Raw genomic sequence first — 22,048 nt, 5'->3', positions numbered from 1 at the left:
CTTCGCGCTGGCCGTCTGTTTCACTCACTTTGGACGGTACTTTTTTACCACCAGACTTCTTGCCGGCCGCCGGTTTGGATTCACCACCGCCACCGTCTTCTACCAGATCAACCCAGCCGCTTTTAATCAGATGACCTACATCCGCTTCTTCAACGACTGCCACCTCCGATTCATTCAGCAGCATATCGCCCAAGAAAAAAGAACGGCGCGGGATAATTTGTACTTTTGCCATTTCAAACTCCAATGATTTAAACACAAATGCCTGTCTGCAACCTTCCAGACAGGCACTCCTTGATTAAACTACTTAGGCGGTCACAATATCTTTCACTGCCGCAAAAGATTCGGCATTGCGTACAGCAATATCGACATCTTGCAGAACAGTAATCACCACTGCACCTTGCTTACCCTTGGTGTACGGATCAACAATCACATCCAAAACACCCCAATGGGCAATCATCAGGTCAGCCCAATTACCGAAAATCAGGGGGCTGCATTTACCTGCGGCAGAACCCTTAGTCAGGTTGCTCGGCACTTGATTGGATACTGCACAGCGGTAGCCATTCAACGGGGTATCGCCGTCTTGCCAAATATAACCACTCACGCCTTCGGATTTCAGAGTAGTTTTCAACGCACCGCGCACCTTGGTGTTTGTCAGGTATGCCAAGTTGCCCAAATCTGCGTTTGCGGCGGCAATGGATGTTTCCAACGCAACGATATGCTGCCAAGTTAACGAACCACCGTTGGTACCGATGGCTACCGCGCCAATACCGGATGTATTCAGAATGCCTGTAGGTTGATTCGACGTGCCGCTACCGTTGATGGCTGCCAAATCGATACCCAACATCATGGCTTGGAGCAATTCATTACGTGCAAATTGTTCAGCCGACAAAGACGATTGCAGCATGAATTTGCGGCTTAATTCGGTATTGGCAGTAACGGTTTTAGGTTTCAAGCCAATTTGGCCAAATGTGGCATTGCTATCGTTGGCTTGGCCGTTTTCATCCACCCAAGTTACGCTATTACCGGTCAGCTGTTTCGGGATAGTAATATCACCAACCAAGCCATCCAATACGGTAGCACCCAGTTGGGCGGTAGCAAGACGGTTGCGCAGCAGATCGATAAACAAGTCATCACGGAAATCAGTGGCAATAGTGTTGCCGCCGTTGGCTGCATTGCCTTTGCTGTATGCACGTGCCATCAGATCGGTAGGCACAAAGAAGCCGGTTGCACTACGACCATGCTGTTTTTCCAACTCAGCGGATACTTCACGCTCCAAACCGGCTTTTTCCCACTTGCCTGTGGCCGCAGCTTCCATTGCTCGCAGCAACGAAAATTCACGTTTTTCGGTAGCGTTCATACCGATGCTGTCCGATGTTACGATAGTGGGCGTCTTCATGTTTTCCATGATAACCGCGCGCAAATTCGCTTCATTACCGCCGCTTGCAATCACTTTTTCGGCGGCCTCAATGCCACCATGCGCCGCATATGCACGGCCAATCGCCAGCAATTCACTTACACGGCTGCGTTCTGCTTGCATGCCGCGTTCAGCGGTATCGTTTGGTTCGGCAGGTACAACTGCCGGCTTATTTTGGGTTTTATCCATGTTACGGTTTCCTTTTTCAACAGGTTCAGGATTTTGGGTTTCCGGTTCAACCGGCAATTGTGTTACTTCTGGTGTGTTACTGCGTCCAACACCAACCGTAGTATCGGCAGGCACGGTTACAAAACTGATTTCGTATGGCTCCCAGCTGGTAATAATGTAGCGATAATCATCATAATCAGCATCGGGATTATCTAATGCCATATCATTAACACGGTAGCCAACACTAATATGGCGCAGGATGCCGTCTTGCACGTCCTGCCACTTTTCCGCGGCACGGGCGCTATTACCAAATCGGATTAATGCACGGCCCTTTTTGTCGGAATCAATCCAAGCGCGTTCAATTACGCCGATATGCTTATCCCAAGCATGATTAAACAGCACCGCGCCGCCATCGTTTAAACGGCTCAAATCACACGCGCCGGGCGCGTGGCTTAATACTTCATCGCCGAACCAGCGTTTTACCGGCTCCTCACTCGAAAATGCCACTTCGACCGTACGATTTTCGGTATTCACCGTTTCACGCTCGAATACGGCAAAGCGGCTCATGTTTTGCATATCTGCTTTATCTGGTTTATTGTGTTTCGTCATTTGGTGTTTCCTCTACCGCCGCAGCGGAATTGCTTACAGTTGAGATAATGCCTTTTTCGGCCATCAGCACGTTTTCCTGCTCGATTTGAGCCAGTACATCATCAAAATCCAAGCCCATTTCGGCACAAATATCGCGCCGTGATTTAACCGCCAGCGATACAGCTGCTTCGTGAGTTTTAATATCCTTCAACGGGTCAACCCACGACCAGCGGCGACCTTGCCATTGGTAGTTTTTAAACTTATCCAGCTTGGCAGGCGGCAATGCTTTACCGCTAGGCAACTTAATCGCCCCCATAAGCAACGCCGATTCAATCCAACGGTCGAAAACGTCATACAAAAAGCTTTCGGCAAACCAGTTCTGCAACGACATCCATGCGTCACGTTCCTCAAGGGTACCGCTACGGATACTAGAAAAGTTCACACCCTCCAAATCGTTTGCCAGCGAGTGATACGAAACCCCTAATCCGCTCGCCAAACCGCGTAAGCTTGCTTTAACGAAAGCATCATAATTCGCATGGGGATAATCTGGATTAAAAGGAGTGAAATCGTACCCTTGGGGCAACTCATGAAACGTCCCAGGCTCAACCGTATCGATTAAATCAACACCGCCATGCCCGTTATTCACTTCTTGCCCATCGATTGGCGGCATAAAGCTGTCAGATTCTTCGGTTTGCTTGAAAAAACCCATCTTTGACGCGCCGATACGCGCCGCAATAATCGCCGCTTCTTGGTAACCGCCCAAGTTTTGCAGCCCGACAATCGCTGAAGCAACCCACGGGAAGCCGCGCCGCTGTTCTGGTCGGTCGTGCAGATAAATATGGCTGATCTCATCTGCCGGCACCCGCTCACGCAGATTTGGGCTGGATGAAATCTGACCGCGCTCGCCGGGATGGCTGGTGCGCAACCAATAAGCCACCGGGCGACTGTATTCATTAAGCTCCACACCCATGCGTACCGCGTTAAGATTGTCCGTCCGATCACGGCTGAAACCTGTATCCAAACGGTCAATATCGAGAACCTGCAAGGCATAGCCGTAATCGTTACCAAATCCCCAGATGTGACGCACCAGCGCTTCGCCGTCACGCGCTACCGAACGCACTAAAAGTCGCTGTAAATCAGCAAATGACAACAGGCCTGTAACATCGCACACACCACGCCGTGCCCAGCGGTAAAACGCTGCTTCAATCGCACGGTTTGCGATACTGTCGGGGCTGTTGCTGTTGTCCATCGGCACCCTCATCTGCAATGCAAAGCCTTCGCGCCCGATAATATTGCTTTCGACCATTTGCAAGAATTTACGCATATAGTCGTTATCTCGCGCCAAACTACGGGCACGTGCACGCAACCGGTCTAAATCAGATTGCGCCAAGGCATCAGCCGACCAGTTTTGCGGCTGCCACGATTGCAACGCACCCAAACGGCCTGCACCGGCAAAATTGCGGCGATTACCCTGCTGGGACTGCTCCGGCTGTTTGCGCCCGAACATACGCGCAAAAAAACCGCGCTTTTGCACGGTTGGGTTGTTTGTTGGCATGGTGTAATCCTAGAATCGGCAAATAATACGTCCGCTACGCCTGGCTGAAAAACCTAAAGCAGCTTCAAATTTCCGGATTTCGTTTTCCCAATAGCGGATTTGCTTCAGCAAATCTGCCAAATCGACAAACTCCATTTCACGGTCTTTAATTTTGTAGCGCTTGGTCAAGCCACGGCCGGTAGCATGTTCCTTATAGGCGTTTTTAAGCACCTGCAAGATTTCACGGGCATCATCCAATTCTGCTATGAACTGCTGTTCACGCTGATCGGCGGTGATTTGCTGGATAGTCATTTCAGACGGCCTTATCCGTTAAATAAAATAAAGTGATACCGTTTTCTTCACTCGATTTGACCAACCCTTCTTTAATCAGGTTGTCTATATCGTTGCGCGTATTAATCCAATCTGCCCAGCTTCGTTCTTCTCGCACTGCTTTATTAACACTGGTAGATGTGCAGCCGGGATTGGCGCGGATGTAGTCTAAAATTTCGGTTTTCATAGTTTTAAGCGGTTATAAACCACCCTAACCTGTAAGCATAACTTACAGGCCGGGCGGCGGTTGAGAGTAACAGTAGCAGTTGCCTTTGCTAACGACGCGCCAACGCCGGGCTGTTTACAGACTGTACCGGCTACATCTCTCCGGCCTCGGCCCTTCACCGTCGTGCAGAGCCACCGCCGACGTGTCAAGAATTTAAAAGCCGTCTTTCCGGCTGTCATATCCTAACTTTCTAACGAGTCGAATAAATCCCCGGCAGCATATTCCGACACAGAAACATAGGCTGCTTATCCCTGTGAAGTTGCCTGACATTCACGCAATCAGGATACGATTTTAAAAATTAGTTGCAAAATTGCCGCCACGCTTGCGACGGTTCACGGCCGAATAACCGCTGCTGTTCTCGTGGCCGGTTTCAGATCCAACAACCTGATCAGTTTCAGGTTTTGGTTCTGCAAACAGTTCGGATTGCAACAAGGCCGATTCATACAACGCCCATCGCGCGGCAGACATGGTATGCGTACCCAGCGAACGGGCGGCATGAAGTGCGTATACTTCGCAGTCCAGCGCTTCGTTTCGCACTCCTACTTTTTTCTGCCACACTTTTTTGTGCTTATTCATCCGGCTCGGCACTTTGATTTCAGACAACAACTGGCTGCAGTAATCGGCGCGGACGCCTGAATAAAAGTGCATACGACCGGCGCCGCTACCTTCTAAATTAATTCGGGCATGCTCATCAATCAGCAGGTCTTTCGCACGGCTCACCCCAACGCTATACACCTGTACGCCGAATTTGTCGGCCTTGGTGTTTTTGTGTTTCAGATCAATCGCACGGGCGCGGCTGAAAATCTCTTTATCCGGGTTCGAACTACCCTTCACAGCCATTACATTGATATTCTTATAACCGCGGCAGGCGCGTACGAAACCATAAACCGCATCAGACGTATTGCCGTCTGAACTATCAATAGACACCGCGGCAATCTTCATACCGGCACCACTTTCATGCCGGTAGACTGTCTGAAAAATCATTTCCGCCAGCTTGCGCCAAACGTCTGATTTAGGGTCAACGGTATTGCCGTGTATCTCACCCCACCAAACCAACCAGCTTTCCTCACCGCGCCCCCAGGCGCGAATAATAATAGCCAATCGGTCGTGCTGTACGTCAACACCCATTGTCAACAACAGGCCACCACGTGGTACGGTATTTTCCGGGTAGTCTTCGGCACGCTCAGCCAGCTCATCCTCTTTAACACCGTCGTTCGTCATTTCAAACGGAATGCCGATTGATGAATTGACAAATGCAATCATTGGCGCGACATCGCCGTTATCCATCTCATACTGAGCGGTGAGCCATTTTTTCATTAATTCGGAAAAGACACTGCCGGGAAACGGACTGTAAAGCTCGTTCAGATAAAAACCAGCGGTGCCATGAAATGGGGCGGTAGCTTGCCACCAGCCGCGCTTCACGTTGCGGTTTTTCTGCATATCGTTCCACACACTGCCACAATGCGGGCAGGTGTAGTGTGCAGTTTCAGGCAATTTCTTGCCGAAAACGGGATGGTTGCCGTTCGGGTCTTCATCACAGCTTAAGTAGTCAAAACTCAAAGCGTGCGCTTCGCCACATTCATGGCATGGCACCATACCAACGCGTTTATCGGATAGCTCCATTTCAGCCGCTATGGTTGATACGCCTGCAATGGTTGGTGTGCCTCCTAAAATAATTTTCGGACGGCGGTAGGTTTTTGTTCGCTCCTTTGCCAACTTGATACTGTCGCCCTGCCCCCGTAGGTTTAGGTTACAGTCGTCAGGTTCTTCCACACACACAATCGGCACCGGCGACGATTTCACGCTGGCAGGGCTGTTTGAACCCACCAGCTTCAGAAAACCGCCAGGGAATTTCTTAAATAGCTGCCTTTGCCCTTGCACGCGGGCACGGGTATCGACTTTTTCACGCAGGGCAGGTGTAGCCTCTACCATCGGCGTGAACTTCTCATCCATGTACTCCTTGGCCGCACCCTCTTTCGGGAATAGCACCAGTATTGGGCTAGGGTCGGTGTCGATTGTCTTGCCCAAGAAGTTACCCAATACACCAGAAGTCCATGCGACTTGCGCGGATTTTTGGCAGCAAATCACTTGTACATTTGGATCATCAAGAGCGTCAAGCGGGCTGTTTGCCCACTCAAGATATGGCGTAACGCCCAAAACGTATTTACCGGGTCGGGCTGCTTCAATACTCGACAAGTAGCGGAACTTATTCGCCCAGTCACGCGTTTTTACCTTACGCGGCGGACGCCATTTCTGGCATGCCTGCCGCAACACGCGTAACACGGTATCAGCCATCTGCACTTGCATCGTTGCTGTCGCTGTCTGCATCGTCATCGGCTCCGTAGTTCGCCAGCTTATCAAGCACTCGGTAAATATGGGCGGCAATGGCATCTGGGTCGATTTCAACGCCAGCCGTCGCGCTCAATTCAGTGGCCAAAATATCAGGCATCGTTAAAAATTCGGTACGGGCAGCAAGTATATGATCCGACCAAGCGCGCTCAAACAACGCGGCCGGGGCAAGTTCGCCCGTTCTCTCTTTAATATCAAGCTCAATCGCATCAGCTTTAAGCCTGTCCAGTCTATCGCGCGGCTTCTCTTTGTTCAGTCGCTCAATTTCACGCTGAACCATCCAACGGATAACTTCACTGCTTTCGTATTCGTTTGCCTGTCCTCGATTGTCGGCATAGCTGGCAACGGGTAAACCCTCTTTCTGCCAATCCGTCAACGACCGTTCGGACACGCCTAAAATCTCGGACAACTGCCTTTTATTAACCAGCATATCCAAGTCCTAAAAATGTACTTCAGACGGCTTGCCACCAGACCCAATATCAACGCATTCAAAAATGACAGGCCGTCTGAAACACACTAAAAAAACTGGGTGGACAAAGGCCACCCATAAAACTCACATCACACACAAAAATCATCGGAACAAAACCAAGTAAGGAAGCTAACGCCACCTGTCGCTTCACAAAAAATGCGGCGCGAATCACCCGCGTGTTCAGCGACGGCGGAAGTACCTAACGGACGGTTGCCACAGCATTTGCCAACTCTCTATCGAAGTGTTGACGATACTTGGACTGAACTGTACGTTCTGCCGTTTCAAAGTATTTAAATCGCTTACCATAGCTGGCACCACTCACATAAATCAGCAAGGGCTTAACCTTGCCACGCTTACTACGCTGATAAAGCCCAGGCTCAAGCTTGCCATGCTGACGATGTAGCGCAAAGTGCGTACCCGCCACCACGCCGGCAACCAAGCGCCTGAACGTGCCAAGCGTTATGTTACCGTACTGATCCAGCTTGACCGCAGCCGGAACAATCTTCATTCCGGCAGGCATTAACCCACGGCCAATCAATAACGATTCCACCGCTTTCTGCCTACGGCTTCCGCCTTCGATTTGCGCCGCAAGATATTTAGCAGCACTGCGCCCACGGCCACCGTCTTTAAAATCGACAACAGCGGTTAAATCAGCCTTACGCGCATACTTTCGGACGAAAACCGAATTCACGGTATAAGCTTTCGGTGCAGCAAAGACCGACTTCATTTCCGTTTGTTCGGCGGTCTTAACGTCTTTTGCCACAGCGTTTAAAGCTCGACTACACGCAAACGGCAATTGTTTTTTCTGCACATTATCAAACCAGCGCACGGTTTCGCGGGCATCCGCTTTAATCTTTATCATATCCACCCCAAAGAAACGGCCGTCTGAATGGCGGTTCAGACGGCCTATACGGGTAATGACAATAAAAAAACTGTGGTCTCGTTACGCACGTAAACCACAGTTTGTCATAATTAAACATCAAATGTTACAACCCGTCAAGACAATTTTCTCAATAAAAATGCAATTTCAGGATTAGCCTCAAGTTTCTTGATTGTCCGGTGCAGTGTCACACGGTAGTTTTGATGACTGACAACCGCCCCACACTGCTGCGATACATTAGCCGCTTTTTCCAACTGATTACCAACCGTTAAAAACTCAACCCGCACCACCGCCGCGGGCACCGGCGACAACCTAGACACATACCGATCAACAGTCATTGCAACCGCATCGCCATCAATACCATATGGGATTTGCGAAAAAGCGTTTGAACTACCGGGCAACGACACCCCAGAAGCCATCAACGCATTTAATTTACTCGAACACCGACCTGAAGAATCAAACCGGCCTAAACACCAATCTGCCCAATATTCCAACAGTCCATTAATTGTCATTCAATCCTGTATCAATCTCGCCATACAGTTACCCTGTAGCCCCATCAATTAACGCAGAGCTTTGTTTTATATGAATGAAATTATATCAAACCAAGCAACAACAACCAACAAAAATTAGATTGTCCACATTTTTCAAAATTTTTATCTGGTTTGTCCATACTTGTCCATGGTGTTGTCCATAGCAAAAGCCTTATATTTATTGGTTTGTCCAGTTTGTCCATACTTTTTAAGTAAGTCCGTATGTGGAAGTAAAAAATAAAAATAAAAAACCATATATACACAAAAAAGCGCGTAATGAAAAAATCATTACGCGCGTATAAGGTTTTGACCTATGGACAATCTGGACAAACTGGACAGACCACGGTTTATAAGGCTTTCAGAAGACCCCATAATATGGACAAACCATCAAAAATATGGACAAACCAAAATTACAACGACAACTTTTCTAAAATGCGGCTAAATTCCGCCACCTGATTGCCGTAATAATCCATCTTACTGACAGCATCCTCCGAATCACGGGCAGTATTATCTGTGTTGGGCTGTGGGAAGAGCTGCTGCATTTCTGGGCGCAACCAATTATGTGGCACCACAAAGATACGCAACCGCTTCTTGTCATATCCATTCATTCTAACCCAAGTTCTCACATCTTGTAAGCGCTTGGCCATATTTGAATAAAAATTCTTCTGGGTCATACTAAAAGTCTTAGTATCGTAGCACCATTTCTTGTAAACCTTCCACAAATCCGCCGCTGCACAAGTAATAAAAGGCACATCAATATCACCATTATACCAATCATCCAAAAACGCCTCCCAGCCCGGCTTATTCAGATTAATCATTCGGCGTTTAATAGGCGTCATCAACGGCTTAGAATGCGGATTAAACGGTACACGCTCCCCCTGATCATTGGTGTACATCAACGGCAAAGCACATAAAAACGCAGCAAATTCCTCAATACCGCCATTTTTCAATTCCGTATCCAAATTAGCATACATATCATCCGTGAATTTCCGACTACAACCCGACACCATAAAACGACGGTCATTTGATTCAATCGGTATCGAACGCTCATCATTCGAAAAAATGATATACGAATTATAATCCGAATGTTTTTCAGCATCGCGCCCTTTACGCTCCACCATAATCACATCACTCGTAATCATATTTTTAAGCTTACCGATGATATTCATTCGCTCATCAGACGGACTGATCTCTTCAAAAATTGTAACCAACGCAAACAGCAAAACCGCATTAAAGCGAGATTCCAGCGCGTTTTGGTCAAGTTGGCGCAAATAATCACCAAACAAACCCTTAACAACACGCTCGCCGAACGTCGATTTACCCACCCCCTGCGTTTCAGAGATGAAGACCAAAGCCGTTGCAGGCTTACGTTCAGGCCAGCGGAAACGGCAAGCCAACCAATTCAAAACCCACTCAACAGATGCATCAGCCTTATTACCATTGCCGGCACATAAATTTTCAATCAAGCCAATGATATGCTTACACCCAGGGAAACGCACCTTCAAATCATCAATCGACACATCCTTGGCCGTCTCAACCTCCGGAAAAACCGCAGGCACAGGTAAACCACGAAACATATTGATATAATTGACTAAATTATCATCATTAAACGATACTCCACACGGCAAATCAGGCTCAAAAACATAATTTGAGATCGGGCATACCATTCGCGCCGGAGATTTCGACCAATCATCAAACTGCTCCGGCCACGCCGCCTTTACCGCTGCCAATGACACAACCGAATCCAACTTAATATCAAAAGCATCAGTTGTCCCATCCAAATAAATATAGCGGTTAATCATATCCGCAAACATATCATCAATCTTGGCCAACGCCTCCAACTTCAACCGCTTACCGATGATTTCAGCCTCAAATTCCTCAACCTTTTGCCGTTTAGCCTTATAAGACCAACCAAGCACCGCCTCTTTGCCGAAAATCTTGCCCAACTGACGAAAACTAAAAATTTCCCCTGTTTTCAAAGAGATAACACGCTCCTTCAAGCCAACTTGAGCAAAATTATCCATCAATTCCTGCATGACCAAACCTTCACGGCTACCAACAGACGAATGATCAACATCCGCCCCCGCGCCGCCCCCTTGGTCTTGTGGGTGCGGTGCATCGCACCCACTCATATTATCAGAAGGGCGCGGGAAGATTGCCGGGTCGGAATCATCCCCAAAAGGATACGTCCGCAAAGCGGACATCACCGCCCGAACACTGGTAAGCGGCTCAGTATCCACCAACACATCAGCAATATCGTAACCACTTGGCCAAACGCCAGGACGTGGAATATCCGCGATTTCGACCGAACAGCCCAAATCAACCAATACCGCCGCAATACCCAACATCGCCGCCATACCCGGCTGTTCCAAATAATCCAAATACGGCATATCCCATTCGCTCAAACCCTCCTCAACATCTTTTTTGGAACGTTTTCGGCGCTGACTATCACAATCCGGCCAACACACCACCCTACGGCCGGCAAGCGGCTGCCAGTTGGATTTTTTCCAACCATTTGCACCACCATGCCAAGACACCGCAACATAATCAGCCAAATCATGGCAATTTGCCGCCGCGTCCCGACATTTCTCCCCCTCGACCAACAAAACAGGCGCATTCGGGCGGCGTGCCAAATCATCTAAACCATACAACGGCAAAGGCTCAAGCACACGACGATTACGCCATTCCTGCTCGCCCTTGCCATTCTGGCACCATGCAAACGGCAGGTCTTCCTTATGCCCGTCAGTACCTATAAAACGCTGGATAACCATCAACGGACGGCCCTGCTCGTCACGATAAACTGCCTGCCGGTCAACCCTTTTATCCCTAGCGCGGAATTTAAACGACGACGAACCACGCAAAAAGCCCAATTTCGCCTCATCCACCGGCACAATCGGCGTCCACGTTTCCCGCGCCCGACCAGATTTACCATAGTTCGGAGTACCATCCCAAAGAACACGCTCAACCGGCTCAAAGCCACCTATATTTAAACGTTCGGCCACAGCACGAAGCGCATCGCCCTGATTGCCATGCGTAAACAAATAAGCATAAAGGCTGATCAGATCCCCGCCGGCATCATCAGTCGCATAATCAGCCCATGCGCCCGAATGCGTATTCACCGCAAATGAACCCAAATGACGGTCCGCGCGTGTCGGATTCAGCGCAAAAAACTCATGCCCCTTATACTTGCCACCGGGCAACCATTCCGCAAGCAAATTATCCACCGCATTCAAAGCAGCATCAGCAACAGATTTAAAGTCTAATTTATTCATTTCAGACGGCCTTATACAAAATTTAGGCGTAAAAAAAGCCTGCCCCCCCCTCTAATGGAAAAGGCAGGTGGAAAAACATCCCGACATGGCGTATCGGAATCAGGGGTATTTCAAGACACAGTCACCAAAGCGACAGAATTAACGCAACGCGCAATTTTGAAATCCAACGAACGGCGGCGATCACTATTCCATTCATTTCACACCTCAACTAATTCAGGCCAAATTTCAGCAAAATCATCAGGGCGTAAATCGCGCCGCGTAACAACACCACCAGTAGCGCTCTCAATACGGACGCACCAAATCACAGGTGGCGTTCGTTGGCCATTTGCCCATCGCAAAACATCAGGAGCATGGGCTTTAATCTTTCTTGCAAAAGCGGCCGCAGAAATACTTTCTGAATGGAAATATTCATTAAGCTTCATAAAATTCCTTTCCTAATGGCGCTATATTAGCAAATTGCTAATCACTAGGCAATAGCATTTTGCGTATTTTAAATTTATAGCATTTTGCTATGATTTAAAAAAAGGAATTATCATGAAAACCATTGAAGAGACATATCGCGAAAAGCTACGCATCCTGATTGCCGAATACGGATCACAAGCCACACTTGCACGACAAATCGAGAAAAATCCCGCACAAATCAGCCAATGGATAAATGGCACCCCAAGTACGACGGGCAAACCTCGCTCATTAAAATCTGAAACTGCTCGGGAAATCGAAAGAAAAACAGGCAAACCGATTGGCTGGTTTGATCAGCCTGAAGATAAAGATAGTCAAACGATAGGTAGCTTCTCATCTCGAAAAAATGACAGCACAACATTGAATTTATACGACGTAGCCGCATCTTGCGGCCACGGACACATTAACCCCGAATTCCCCGACCTCCTCCGGTCAATAGAATTACCCAATAGCGCCCTACAAGAACTGCTTGGCACATCCAATCTGAAAAACGTTAGCTTATGCCCGCCCGACGGCGACAGCATGGAACCGACCATTCCGCGCCGATCCATTACCCTGATAAAAACCGACATCGCCGAATTTACCAACAGCGGCATATATCTGATCACCTTCCAAGGCTATACCTACATCAAAAGGCTCGCACGCGGGAAAGGCGGCGTATTGCACGTCACATCCGACAACCCCGCCTACTCAAAATCCAATTTTGATATATTGCCGGACGAATACGACCAATTAACCGTACATGGCAAATTCTGGAAAGTCCTCCCCCTCGACTTTTTGGATCTATAATCCGGACATAATCGCAAAAGGCCGTCTGAATATTCAGACGGCCTTTATTTTATCTAACGATAGCAAATTGATAATCCACTAAAAAATAAATAACCTTTTAAAACAATAAAATATAAAAAAATAACATTTTGCTATTTTATTTACAATAGCAATTTGCTAATATTCATACATCGAAGTAAGAACCAAAGGAAACCGCCATGACTTCAGAAAAATATACCGACCGCGCCCTACGCGCCAAACAAGTCGCCGAAAAGCTGGGGGTCAGCATTCCCTTTGTCTGGGCTAAATGCAACCCCGACAACACCCGCTATGACGCCACTTTCCCCAAACCCTTCAAAATCGCCTGCAACGTAACAGTATGGCTTGAATCCAACATTGACGCATGGTTGGCCGCTCAAGCCGCAAAAACCAACAACCCAAAAGGAGCCGTCGCATGACTACCCAAGTCCAAGAAACCTACCTATTGCGGATTGACGTAAACGCTAACACCACAACCAACTATCTGACCTACTACAGCTGCATCATCCGCAACGAATCCGGCGAAAAACTCGTCAAAACCGGCGGACACCGCGAACCACAGCAAGCAGTCAAAACCGCACTCAAAGAATTAGTACAAACCATCCATTTAGGGAGCATGTGAAATGAAACGTAAAATCTACCGCACAAAATATGGCCGGCTCATGCTGAAAATTCAAACACAGCATCGCAATAACTACCAATCGATATTCGTGCTTAATATCCCGAATTCACATTTCGAAGCAAGCGGGACAGTTAAATCGATCAACTCCACATGGCAATTCAAATTTCCAAATCGCTCAAAGCAAGACCGAATTTTTAAAGCATTAACGCAAGACCGCGCCGAAATGGTTGCAGAATCATTAATGGACGCAATCCCCGATATTTTTAAGAAAGGCCGTCTGAAATGAAAATCCGATACACACTAATAATCGCCATCCTAGCCGCCGCACTCGGTTATGGTTGCGCCCCGGCCATTGCCCACCACGAAAATACAGCCCCCCAAGAGTGCAATCCCGATTATGGCTGTATTGATTTTGACGCTCATCCCGAATTAATCGGCGGCGGATTGGTTTACGAACCATGAAACATAAAATACTAGACCCTTGCAGCGGTAGCCGCATGATGTGGTTTGACAAAAACGACCAACGCACTCTATTTGGAGACCTCCGCTATGAAGAACACACTCTTAAAGATCGAAACTACTCCCGGCATCTGGAAATTCACCCTGACATAAAACTGGATTTCAGAGACCTACCATTCCCCGACAACAGCTTCAAGATAATAGTTTTTGATCCACCCCATCTCATCCGCGCCGGGAAAAAATCATGGCTTGCCCTTAAATACGGCAAGCTTACCCAAAACTGGCAAGATGACCTTAAACAAGGATTTGCTGAATGCTTCAGAGTATTGGAAAACGGCGGAATACTGATCTTCAAATGGAATGAAAACCAAATATCAAACAAAGCGATTTTAGAATTAACACCATACAAACCACTGTTCGGTCACACAACAAACAGAAAAGGTCAAACACTCTGGTTTACTTTTATGAAAGACTAGCAATGCAAAAAGAAGATTGGGTACAGGAAACGATCGATTATGCCCACCATCATTAAATTAGCCCTGATCATCATCCAAATCATCATCGAACGCATTATCCGCCATCGGTTCAGCTACTGGGCCGATGGCTCACCAAGGAAGCAGAATGAAAAAGAGAAAACGGTACCAACCCAAAACCTTTGACGGCATACCCCCACACATGATAGCCATCATGAAAACCAGCCGTCGTAGCCTGACCGTCAACGAAATCGACAAAGCCATTGGCCCACTGCTGAAGTACATCGACTGCCTGAAATCAGGAACAGCCAACGAGACCGACTTATGGGCTGCCTGCTGTACCAATTACCTCATGGTTGAATTAGTCCTCATCCTACAAAGTACCAAAATCCAAGCCGATGACACCGTACAAGAAATCGCCCGCATTAAACTAAGCATCGCCCGCGATTATTTTGTAAACCACGTCAGCGACACACTCGAAGCCCAACAAATCCGAAAAAACAACATCGGCCGCTTCGTAGCCACTGGTGACGAAATCAAAATACTCGAATCCGCCGTCGAACAAGCAATCGAAATATTAAGCCTGGCCGACTACGGTCACTTAATCCAAGCCCACGCTCAAACCGCGCCGCTACTGAACAAACTAACCAACGACATAAACCACAGAAATCAAAAACAGCAACAAAAACCAAACCAATGACAACACAAAGGCCGTCTGAAATTTCAGACGGCCTGTTTAATAATTTCAATCCTGATAAAACATCTTCCAATTACCGAAGAAATCCGTTATCCCTTCCCCATGTAGCCGCGCCACAGCCTGATCATAATACCGGCGCAAATAATCACTATACCATTGCGCCAGTTCACGCCGCTCATTAAATCTGAATTCCTGAGCTGTCAGATAATGCGGCAAAGAAGAAAACCCCGCCCGCTTTAACGCCGATTTGCTCACATGCCCAAGCGCCAAATCCATCGTCAGAATATCCTTGCCATTCACTAGGCAAATATTCGTCATCAAGTGCCTAAAGCCGTGCATGGTAGCATTCGATTTACCGGCATGCCGGCCATCATAACCACACCGCTTAATCGCCTGATGCCCAAGCTTTACGCCGACAGTACCCGATACACTATCATTCCTCATGGCCGGAAAAACAAATTCATGCCGACCCGTTACCTCACGCAGCTCAGACAGCAATGCCACCGACCAATCAGACAGCGGAATCAAAAAATCATTCCGCATCTTCATATCTTCGCCAGGCATAAGCCAGACTTTACGATCCAAATCCACATTTTCCCACCGGCTGGACACTATCGACCCACTCCGTGGCGCAATCAGCGCGGTAAGCAATACCAGATACTTGGCCAAAGCCGTAATTCTTTTATCTTTCAAGAGCGAATAAAAAAACAATGCCAACTCGCTCTCAGCCAAATGCGCTTCAGGCTTGGATTGATAAGGCATAAGCAAACCCTTGGCCGTTTCGACAGGATTACGCCTATCACTGATAACTATGCCCTTACGAACAGCATAGTCCCACACCGCTTCAGCAATCTGCATTACACGCGTTGCCCGCGCTGGTATATTCTTGGCATTCAGCCATTCCACAAACTCAGACATATCCAGCGCCGTAATGGAATTAATATCCGTATTCTTTCGGAAAAATTCATTGATATGCGCAAGGCTCGCCCTGTCGCCATCCAACGTATTTTTAGCCAGCTTACCCACCCGCGACTCATACCATGCCGCGCCCAAATCGACCATACTTTGCCCACCGGCCGCCGCCCGCGCCGCCTGTTTTGCAGATCGCTTCAACGCACCCGGGTCTATCCCCTCATAAAGCTGCCGCTTTGCCTCAAAAGCCGCATCACGCGCCGCCTTAAGGGTCACGACCGGATAAACACCGATAGACAACACCTTTTCACGGCCACCGTACCGATATTTCAGCCGCCAGTATTTCCCACCGGCAGGATGCACAAACAAAAACAGCCCGCCGCCATCGTAAAGCTTATAAGCCTTATCCCCCGGCTTGGCCGTGTCAATTTTCCGCTGCGTCAAACGGTTGGATTCCGCCATTTTTCCTAACCTTCACAAAATATACCCCAGAAAATCCCCCCTGATTAATGTTGCTTTGAGTGGTTTTCCGTATATCGCCGTATATTACAAGCAAAATAAAAACCCGCTTAATATACTGTTTATAAGCAGGTTTGTACACTTCTATATACGGCCGTATATTGCGAATGAATTTAGAACCCATTTTCCATCATGATTTCGCCGGGGATGCGGTTGCGGTGCATAGCGTAGCCCAAATCCATCAAGGCTTGGAAAGTGTCTTTGACCATTGCCGGATTGCCACAGACCATAAAGCGCGTATCGGCCTTGGTGAACTTGAAGCCGACTTTTTCTTCCAAGCCGCCATTCTTCAGCAATTCGGGAATCCGTTTGCCACTCAATGCGCCTTCCGTTTCCTCACGCGTGGTGACCGGAACAAAAGTGAATTTATGGAAATATTCTTCAATCAGCGGATGCTCTTTCAAATCGGCAAGGCGCTGGTTGAAAATCAACTCGTCGGCGTAAGAGACGGAATGCGCCAAAACCAAACGGTCGAAACGCTGCCAAATTTCAGGCTGCTCAATAATAGAGAGGAAAGGCGCAATGCCTGAACCCGTGCAGAGCATAACCAAATCTTTGCCGTCGGGGAAACGCTCGGGCAAGAGGAAACCGGTAGCCGTTTTATCCAGCAAAATAGTATCGCCCTCTTTCATCGCAGCAAAACGCGCCGACATCGGGCCGCCTTCGATTAATACTGCGAAATACTCAAGCGTATCGGCGTATTCGGCAGACACGACAGAATACGCGCGCCAAATAAAGCCCTCGCCGTCACGGAAACCAAGGCGCGAAAACTGCCCTGCCGAAAAACGGTAGGACTCAGGGCGGCTGATGGCAAAAGTCATCAGCTTGGGCGTATAGTGTTTGATCCACAAGACTTTTTCTTCTGTAAACTTGGCTTCTGGAGAAGCTGCCATAATAGGTTTCCTTGATATTCGGTATCAGTTTCAAATAGGGCTTATTATAAAGATTCAAAAGGCCGTCTGAAATATTTATTTTCAGACGGCCTTTAAGATTATTCACGGCGCAAACGGATATTGATGCCTTTTTGTTCCAAAATCAAATCGTTACCATCAAAACGATAGTTCCACACGCTTTGTTTACGCAAAAACGCATCTTCCAGCTTCATGTCTTCACACAGCATCATACTTACCGCAATATGGCCAAAATCAATTTTGTCCGCTCCGATTACATTCGCTTGAAACATCATACCGTTGCAACCCATATTGCCATAAGCCTTAGGCATTTTGCTGAAATCCAAATAGGCGTTTTTATCTGCCAATTCTTTTTCAGTGAATTTATTGAAAGCGACAACACGCCATTTAGCGGCTAAAGTAGGCATTTTCATTTGCTTTGATTCAGATGATTTGCTAGAAGAAATATGTGGCTGACTTGATAAAGGCTTATCGGCAGGCGTAGAACAAGCAACCAATACAAATGCACCAATCATTGCTGAAATAAGGGTTTTCATGACTCATCCTTTTTTAGAAATCTTCTTTATCGTCTAACTGTACACCAAACGGACAACGGCTTTTTTACTATCCGCATCAAAAAATAGGTACAACTCATCGCAACCATATTCCTGAAATTTATATCCGCTCAAATAGCCGACATAAGAAAAAACTTTTCCATCATCTCGTTTGGGTGTATCCACTAAATTACCGTACTCTTCTTGGAACATTCCATCAATATGGTTAAAACCTTCTTCCAACATACCCTCTGATAATCCGCCGGCATCCTCAATCAAATCTCTATCCAACCCGTCATCCTGACATTGTGAATCTGCAGCTTCCTTCAATGCAACCAATTCTTCCAAAGTATATTTACTGTCCAGCTCAATGGGTACATATCCCTGAAGGAATTTTCCATATTTCAGATACAAATTTTTGATGGCATTAAAACAAAGATGATTGATTCTATATACGTTTTCTAATTCTTCCTGCGTATCCTGCCGATAAATATGCGGCGTTTTATACCAAGCTGCCTGATCAAAACTCATACCCTGTTTTTCCGCAATCTTTTGCGCCTGTTCCATTATTCTGGTTTTAATTTCAGACGGCATTTCCTTGTTTTCCAAAATAAAAAAATGCCAATCGCCATTAAATCGATATTTACCGTTCTCATCGACATCAAAACAAATACTGTCCTCAAAATTATAGCGGTCATGAAATGCCGATGTATGCTCACCTACGCAACCCGAATGAATTTCCGCAGGCTGGACGAAATGTATCCAAAACTCTTCACTATCAGGACGTATAAATTGAAGATTAAGCGAACAAATGGGTAAAAAATGTTTCGCGTGTCGCTCTATCTCTTCAGAAAAAACTTCTTCCGGAGAGGGGAATGGACGAATAAATTTTTCAGGGATATTCATCTTAATCACCATAATTTAAAGGCCGTCTGAAAAACTATCCACCTTCAGACGGCCTTTAAGCCTTATTTACAAAGTCGTATCCAATGCTTTGGAAATATCGTTCCAAATATCGTCCACATCTTCGATACCGACAGAGAAACGCAGCAGGCCGACTTTGATGCCCATTTCCATTTTCACATCATGCGGCACGCCGCTGTGGGATTGGGAATAGCAATGGTTGACCAAACTTTCCACTCCGCCAAGGCTAGAAGCCATTTTGACCAGTTTCATGTTTTTAATCACACTATTGGCCGCTTCACGCGTGTCGTTTTTGAGGTAAACCGTAACCACGCCACCGATGCCTTTGGGCATTTGTGCTTGGGCGAGTTCGTAATGTTCGTGAGACGGCAGGCCGGGATAGAACACTTTTTCAATGGCAGGATGGGCTTCCAAACGGCGCGCGATTTCGAGTGCGTTTTGGCAATGGGCGTTCATGCGTAGAGCCAGTGTTTTAATACCGCGCAACACCAGCCAACAATCCATCGGACCTGCAATCGCGCCGGTATGCACCATCATGTCGTGCAAAGGCTGCGCCAGCTCTTTGGTTTTGGCAACGACTACGCCCATCAGTACGTCCGAATGGCCGCACAAATATTTGGTAGCGGAATGGAACACAAAATCACAGCCCATATCCAACGGCTGTTGCAGATACGGCGTGGCAAAGGTGTTGTCGATGCCGACCAGCGCACCGGCTGCTTTGGCTTTCGCGGCAAGCGCTTTGATGTCCACCAAGCGCAAAAGCGGATTGGACGGCGTTTCCAGCCAAACCAGTTTGACATTGTGCGCTTTAAGCAGCTCGTCCAGATTATCCGGATTGCCCAAATCGGCAAAAACAACGTTCACACCCCATTTTTGATAAACATCGACCAATAAATCATAAGCGCCGCCGTAAATATCGGCGACTGCGACAATGGTATCGCCCGGGCGCAGGAAAGTACGCCATACGGCATCAATCCCCGCCATACCGCTGGAAAACGCAAAGCCGGCCACACCGTGCTCCAAATCGGCAACGGTATCTTCCAAGACCTGTCGGGTCGGGTTGCTCAGGCGCGAGTAGCGGTAAGGCACATTTTCGCCAATCTCGTGCAACGCGAACATACTGTTTTGATAAATCGGCGGCATCAGCGCACGGTTGTGTTCGTCGCAATCGTAGCTGGAATGGATGGCTTTCGTGGCGAATTTCATTGGGTCTCTGCCTATATAGATGTGAATAATTGAAGATTTTATCACTATCTGAAAAATAGAAACAATCAATGCAGGCGGATAAAGCAAGTGATATAATCTCGCATTTGCAAATCGGCCGACACGAGCCGACTCCCTCCACACGCATCTCAACAATCCTATCATGAAGGACATACCACGCATGAACGCCATTGCAGACGTGCAATCCAGCCGCGATTTACGCAACCTGCCGATTAATCAGGTCGGCATCAAAGACCTGCGCTTTCCAATCTCCCTCAAAAGCAAAGAAGGCGAACAATCCACCGTCGCCCGCCTGACCATGACGGTTTTCCTGCCTGCCGACCAAAAAGGCACGCATATGTCGCGCTTTGTCGCCCTGATGGAAAAACAAACCGATGCTTTGGATTTCGATACGCTGCACAAGCTGACCGCCGATATGGTTGCCCTGTTGGATTCCCATTCCGGCAAAATCAGCGTTACCTTCCCGTTTTTCCGCAAGAAAAGTGCGCCCGTCTCCGGCATCCAATCGCTGCTCGACTATGATGTTACCCTGACCGGCGAAATCAAAAACGGTACATACAGCCACAGCCTGAAAGTGATGGTTCCGGTTACTTCCTTGTGTCCGTGTTCCAAAGAAATTTCCCAATACGGCGCGCACAACCAACGTTCGCATGTGACGGTCAGTCTTATTGCAAACGCGGATGTAGGCATTGAAGAAATCATCGATTACGTCGAAGCACAGGCAAGCTGCCAGCTCTACGGTTTGCTCAAACGCCCTGACGAGAAGTATGTAACGGAAAAAGCATACGAAAATCCGAAGTTTGTCGAAGACATGGTTCGTGATGTGGCCACGGTGTTAATTGCAGACAAACGCATCGAATCATTCGTCGTCGAAAGCGAAAACTTCGAATCGATACACAACCATTCCGCTTACGCTTATATCGCTTATCCTTAAAAGCCGAGCAGAATAAAAACAAAGGCCGTCTGAACATTTCAGACGGCCTTTGGCATAGATTGAACGATAACATGAGACTATCGGTCATATATGGGCAACTCTATTTCGATATAATTCAAAAGCATTAGATTTCTCTCGCAATATTTAACATAAATTAAGCCGATTGTTTTTTCCATCATTTATAATGACGGTTCCTCAACGGCAACTCCGTAGATACTATGAAAAAATTCCTTTATTTCCTCATTGCATTTTTAGGCTTGAGCAGCTTCGCATTCGCAGTAGATGCCAATGATTTACTGCCTCCAGAGCAAGCCTTTGTACCTCAAGTCAATGTAACCGACCAAGGCATCAGCGTGCAGTTCAAAATCGCCGACGGCTACTATATGTACCAGTCCAAAATCGTTGCAGCGACCAATCCTGACAAAATCCTAGGCGAACCCAAATTCAGCAAAGGCGAAGAAAAAGAAGACGAATTCTTCGGAAAACAAACGGTTTACCACCATACCGCACAGGTTGACCTGCCTTACAAACAAGCCGCACCGCAATACAAACTGACGCTGACTTATCAAGGCTGTGCCGAAGCCGGTGTATGTTATCCGCCTGTGGACACCGAGTTTGACGTAAAAGGCAACGGGGTTTATCAGCCGCAAAGCGATGAGCCGGTTTCTGCCAAAGACCGCTTTTTACAACCGTCCGCCTCTTCAGACGGCCAAATGCCAACGCAACCCAGTACAAACAATCCCGACAGCAGCCGCTTCAAGCTCTCTTGGGATACTTTAAACGCCAACCTGTTGGCGTTTTTTGTCGCAGGTTT

The 22,048-nt window shown here is 47.6% G+C and carries 26 protein-coding genes; 10 read left to right on the top strand and 16 right to left on the bottom strand.

What is annotated here, in order from left to right; translation table 11 throughout:
* The 11 genes from ACTHS3_RS00275 to ACTHS3_RS00225 form a co-directional block, all read right to left on the bottom strand.
* The coding region (locus tag ACTHS3_RS00275; protein WP_440366786.1) for a hypothetical protein at positions 1-232 on the bottom strand (232 nt) is incomplete at its 3' end.
* Between the two features lie 72 nt (positions 233-304).
* Positions 305-2,191, bottom strand: coding sequence for a phage major capsid protein (locus ACTHS3_RS00270; protein WP_440366784.1), 1,887 nt, complete (start codon positions 2,189-2,191; stop codon positions 305-307).
* Positions 2,175-3,725 (bottom strand): phage portal protein, encoded by a 1,551-nt coding sequence (locus ACTHS3_RS00265; protein ID WP_308538455.1) that lies wholly within the window; start codon positions 3,723-3,725, stop codon positions 2,175-2,177. Before ACTHS3_RS00265 ends, ACTHS3_RS00270 begins: the two co-directional genes overlap by 17 nt.
* Positions 3,726-3,734: 9 nt before the next feature.
* Positions 3,735-4,016 carry a hypothetical protein gene (locus tag ACTHS3_RS00260; RefSeq protein ID WP_049343659.1) on the bottom strand — a complete coding sequence of 94 codons (282 nt, stop codon included), beginning with the start codon at positions 4,014-4,016 and terminating at the stop codon, positions 3,735-3,737.
* A gap of 1 nt (position 4,017) precedes the next feature.
* Positions 4,018-4,221, bottom strand: coding sequence for a hypothetical protein (locus ACTHS3_RS00255; RefSeq protein ID WP_440366781.1), 204 nt, complete (start codon positions 4,219-4,221; stop codon positions 4,018-4,020).
* 330 nt (positions 4,222-4,551) lie between these two features.
* Complete coding sequence (locus ACTHS3_RS00250) at positions 4,552-6,588, bottom strand: phage terminase large subunit family protein (protein WP_440366779.1); 2,037 nt, start codon at positions 6,586-6,588, stop codon at positions 4,552-4,554.
* A complete protein-coding gene (locus ACTHS3_RS00245; RefSeq protein ID WP_440366777.1) occupies positions 6,548-7,039 on the bottom strand; it encodes a terminase small subunit in 492 nt (163 codons plus the stop codon). The genes ACTHS3_RS00250 and ACTHS3_RS00245 overlap by 41 nt, the downstream gene beginning before the upstream one ends.
* Positions 7,040-7,277: 238 nt before the next feature.
* Positions 7,278-7,940: a hypothetical protein gene (locus ACTHS3_RS00240; RefSeq protein WP_440366775.1), complete on the bottom strand. Its 663-nt coding sequence runs from the start codon at positions 7,938-7,940 to the stop codon at positions 7,278-7,280.
* Between the two features lie 134 nt (positions 7,941-8,074).
* Positions 8,075-8,470, bottom strand: coding sequence for a hypothetical protein (locus tag ACTHS3_RS00235; RefSeq protein ID WP_107696879.1), 396 nt, complete (start codon positions 8,468-8,470; stop codon positions 8,075-8,077).
* A gap of 428 nt (positions 8,471-8,898) precedes the next feature.
* A complete protein-coding gene (locus ACTHS3_RS00230) occupies positions 8,899-11,760 on the bottom strand; it encodes a DUF5906 domain-containing protein (RefSeq protein ID WP_440366773.1) in 2,862 nt (953 codons plus the stop codon).
* Positions 11,761-11,957: 197 nt separating this feature from the next.
* Complete coding sequence (locus ACTHS3_RS00225; protein ID WP_070826981.1) at positions 11,958-12,182, bottom strand: transcriptional regulator; 225 nt, start codon at positions 12,180-12,182, stop codon at positions 11,958-11,960.
* Positions 12,183-12,294: 112 nt separating this feature from the next.
* On the opposite strand from ACTHS3_RS00225, the gene ACTHS3_RS00220 reads away from it, so the two are divergent.
* The 8 genes from ACTHS3_RS00220 to ACTHS3_RS00185 all read left to right on the top strand — a co-directional run bounded on the left by ACTHS3_RS00220 (position 12,295) and on the right by ACTHS3_RS00185 (position 15,280).
* Positions 12,295-13,008, top strand: coding sequence for a S24 family peptidase (locus ACTHS3_RS00220; protein ID WP_440366771.1), 714 nt, complete (start codon positions 12,295-12,297; stop codon positions 13,006-13,008).
* A 197-nt stretch (positions 13,009-13,205) separates the two neighbouring features.
* Complete coding sequence (locus ACTHS3_RS00215) at positions 13,206-13,445, top strand: helix-turn-helix transcriptional regulator (protein ID WP_049349602.1); 240 nt, start codon at positions 13,206-13,208, stop codon at positions 13,443-13,445.
* The gene (locus tag ACTHS3_RS00210) at positions 13,442-13,648 is read left to right on the top strand and encodes a hypothetical protein (protein WP_049349604.1); all 207 of its coding nucleotides are present in this window, start codon (positions 13,442-13,444) and stop codon (positions 13,646-13,648) included. The genes ACTHS3_RS00215 and ACTHS3_RS00210 overlap by 4 nt, the downstream gene beginning before the upstream one ends.
* A gap of 1 nt (position 13,649) precedes the next feature.
* Complete coding sequence (locus ACTHS3_RS00205; protein WP_049343814.1) at positions 13,650-13,934, top strand: hypothetical protein; 285 nt, start codon at positions 13,650-13,652, stop codon at positions 13,932-13,934.
* A complete protein-coding gene (locus tag ACTHS3_RS00200) occupies positions 13,931-14,110 on the top strand; it encodes a hypothetical protein (protein ID WP_440366769.1) in 180 nt (59 codons plus the stop codon). The genes ACTHS3_RS00205 and ACTHS3_RS00200 overlap by 4 nt, the downstream gene beginning before the upstream one ends.
* Complete coding sequence (locus ACTHS3_RS00195) at positions 14,107-14,583, top strand: SAM-dependent methyltransferase (protein ID WP_440366767.1); 477 nt, start codon at positions 14,107-14,109, stop codon at positions 14,581-14,583. The genes ACTHS3_RS00200 and ACTHS3_RS00195 overlap by 4 nt, the downstream gene beginning before the upstream one ends.
* A gap of 39 nt (positions 14,584-14,622) precedes the next feature.
* Positions 14,623-14,766, top strand: a complete 144-nt coding sequence (locus ACTHS3_RS00190; protein ID WP_440366765.1) for a hypothetical protein — start codon at positions 14,623-14,625, stop codon at positions 14,764-14,766.
* A 28-nt stretch (positions 14,767-14,794) separates the two neighbouring features.
* Positions 14,795-15,280 carry a hypothetical protein gene (locus ACTHS3_RS00185; protein ID WP_440366763.1) on the top strand — a complete coding sequence of 162 codons (486 nt, stop codon included), beginning with the start codon at positions 14,795-14,797 and terminating at the stop codon, positions 15,278-15,280.
* Between the two features lie 45 nt (positions 15,281-15,325).
* On the opposite strand, the gene ACTHS3_RS00180 is transcribed toward ACTHS3_RS00185, so the two are convergent.
* The 5 genes from ACTHS3_RS00180 to ACTHS3_RS00160 form a co-directional block, all read right to left on the bottom strand.
* Positions 15,326-16,651: a tyrosine-type recombinase/integrase gene (locus ACTHS3_RS00180; protein ID WP_440366762.1), complete on the bottom strand. Its 1,326-nt coding sequence runs from the start codon at positions 16,649-16,651 to the stop codon at positions 15,326-15,328.
* Between the two features lie 170 nt (positions 16,652-16,821).
* The gene (locus ACTHS3_RS00175; protein ID WP_004519886.1) at positions 16,822-17,601 is read right to left on the bottom strand and encodes a ferredoxin--NADP reductase; all 780 of its coding nucleotides are present in this window, start codon (positions 17,599-17,601) and stop codon (positions 16,822-16,824) included.
* 98 nt (positions 17,602-17,699) lie between these two features.
* Complete coding sequence (locus ACTHS3_RS00170) at positions 17,700-18,155, bottom strand: META domain-containing protein (RefSeq protein ID WP_039862177.1); 456 nt, start codon at positions 18,153-18,155, stop codon at positions 17,700-17,702.
* 33 nt (positions 18,156-18,188) lie between these two features.
* A complete protein-coding gene (locus ACTHS3_RS00165) occupies positions 18,189-19,070 on the bottom strand; it encodes a hypothetical protein (protein WP_004519888.1) in 882 nt (293 codons plus the stop codon).
* Between the two features lie 54 nt (positions 19,071-19,124).
* Complete coding sequence (locus ACTHS3_RS00160; RefSeq protein WP_039862178.1) at positions 19,125-20,282, bottom strand: trans-sulfuration enzyme family protein; 1,158 nt, start codon at positions 20,280-20,282, stop codon at positions 19,125-19,127.
* A 178-nt stretch (positions 20,283-20,460) separates the two neighbouring features.
* Here ACTHS3_RS00160 and folE2 point away from each other — a divergent pair, with 178 nt between their 5' ends.
* A complete protein-coding gene (gene folE2 / locus ACTHS3_RS00155) occupies positions 20,461-21,234 on the top strand; it encodes a GTP cyclohydrolase FolE2 (protein WP_004519889.1) in 774 nt (257 codons plus the stop codon).
* A 218-nt stretch (positions 21,235-21,452) separates the two neighbouring features.
* Positions 21,453-22,048, top strand: a 596-nt coding sequence (locus tag ACTHS3_RS00150; protein ID WP_440366758.1) for a protein-disulfide reductase DsbD domain-containing protein, incomplete at its 3' end; no start/stop codon positions are given.

Source organism: Neisseria sp. P0009.S007, assembly GCF_051962515.1.
Note: the sequence above shows the minus strand (reverse complement) of the source record. Positions and strands in the feature narration are given on the sequence as shown.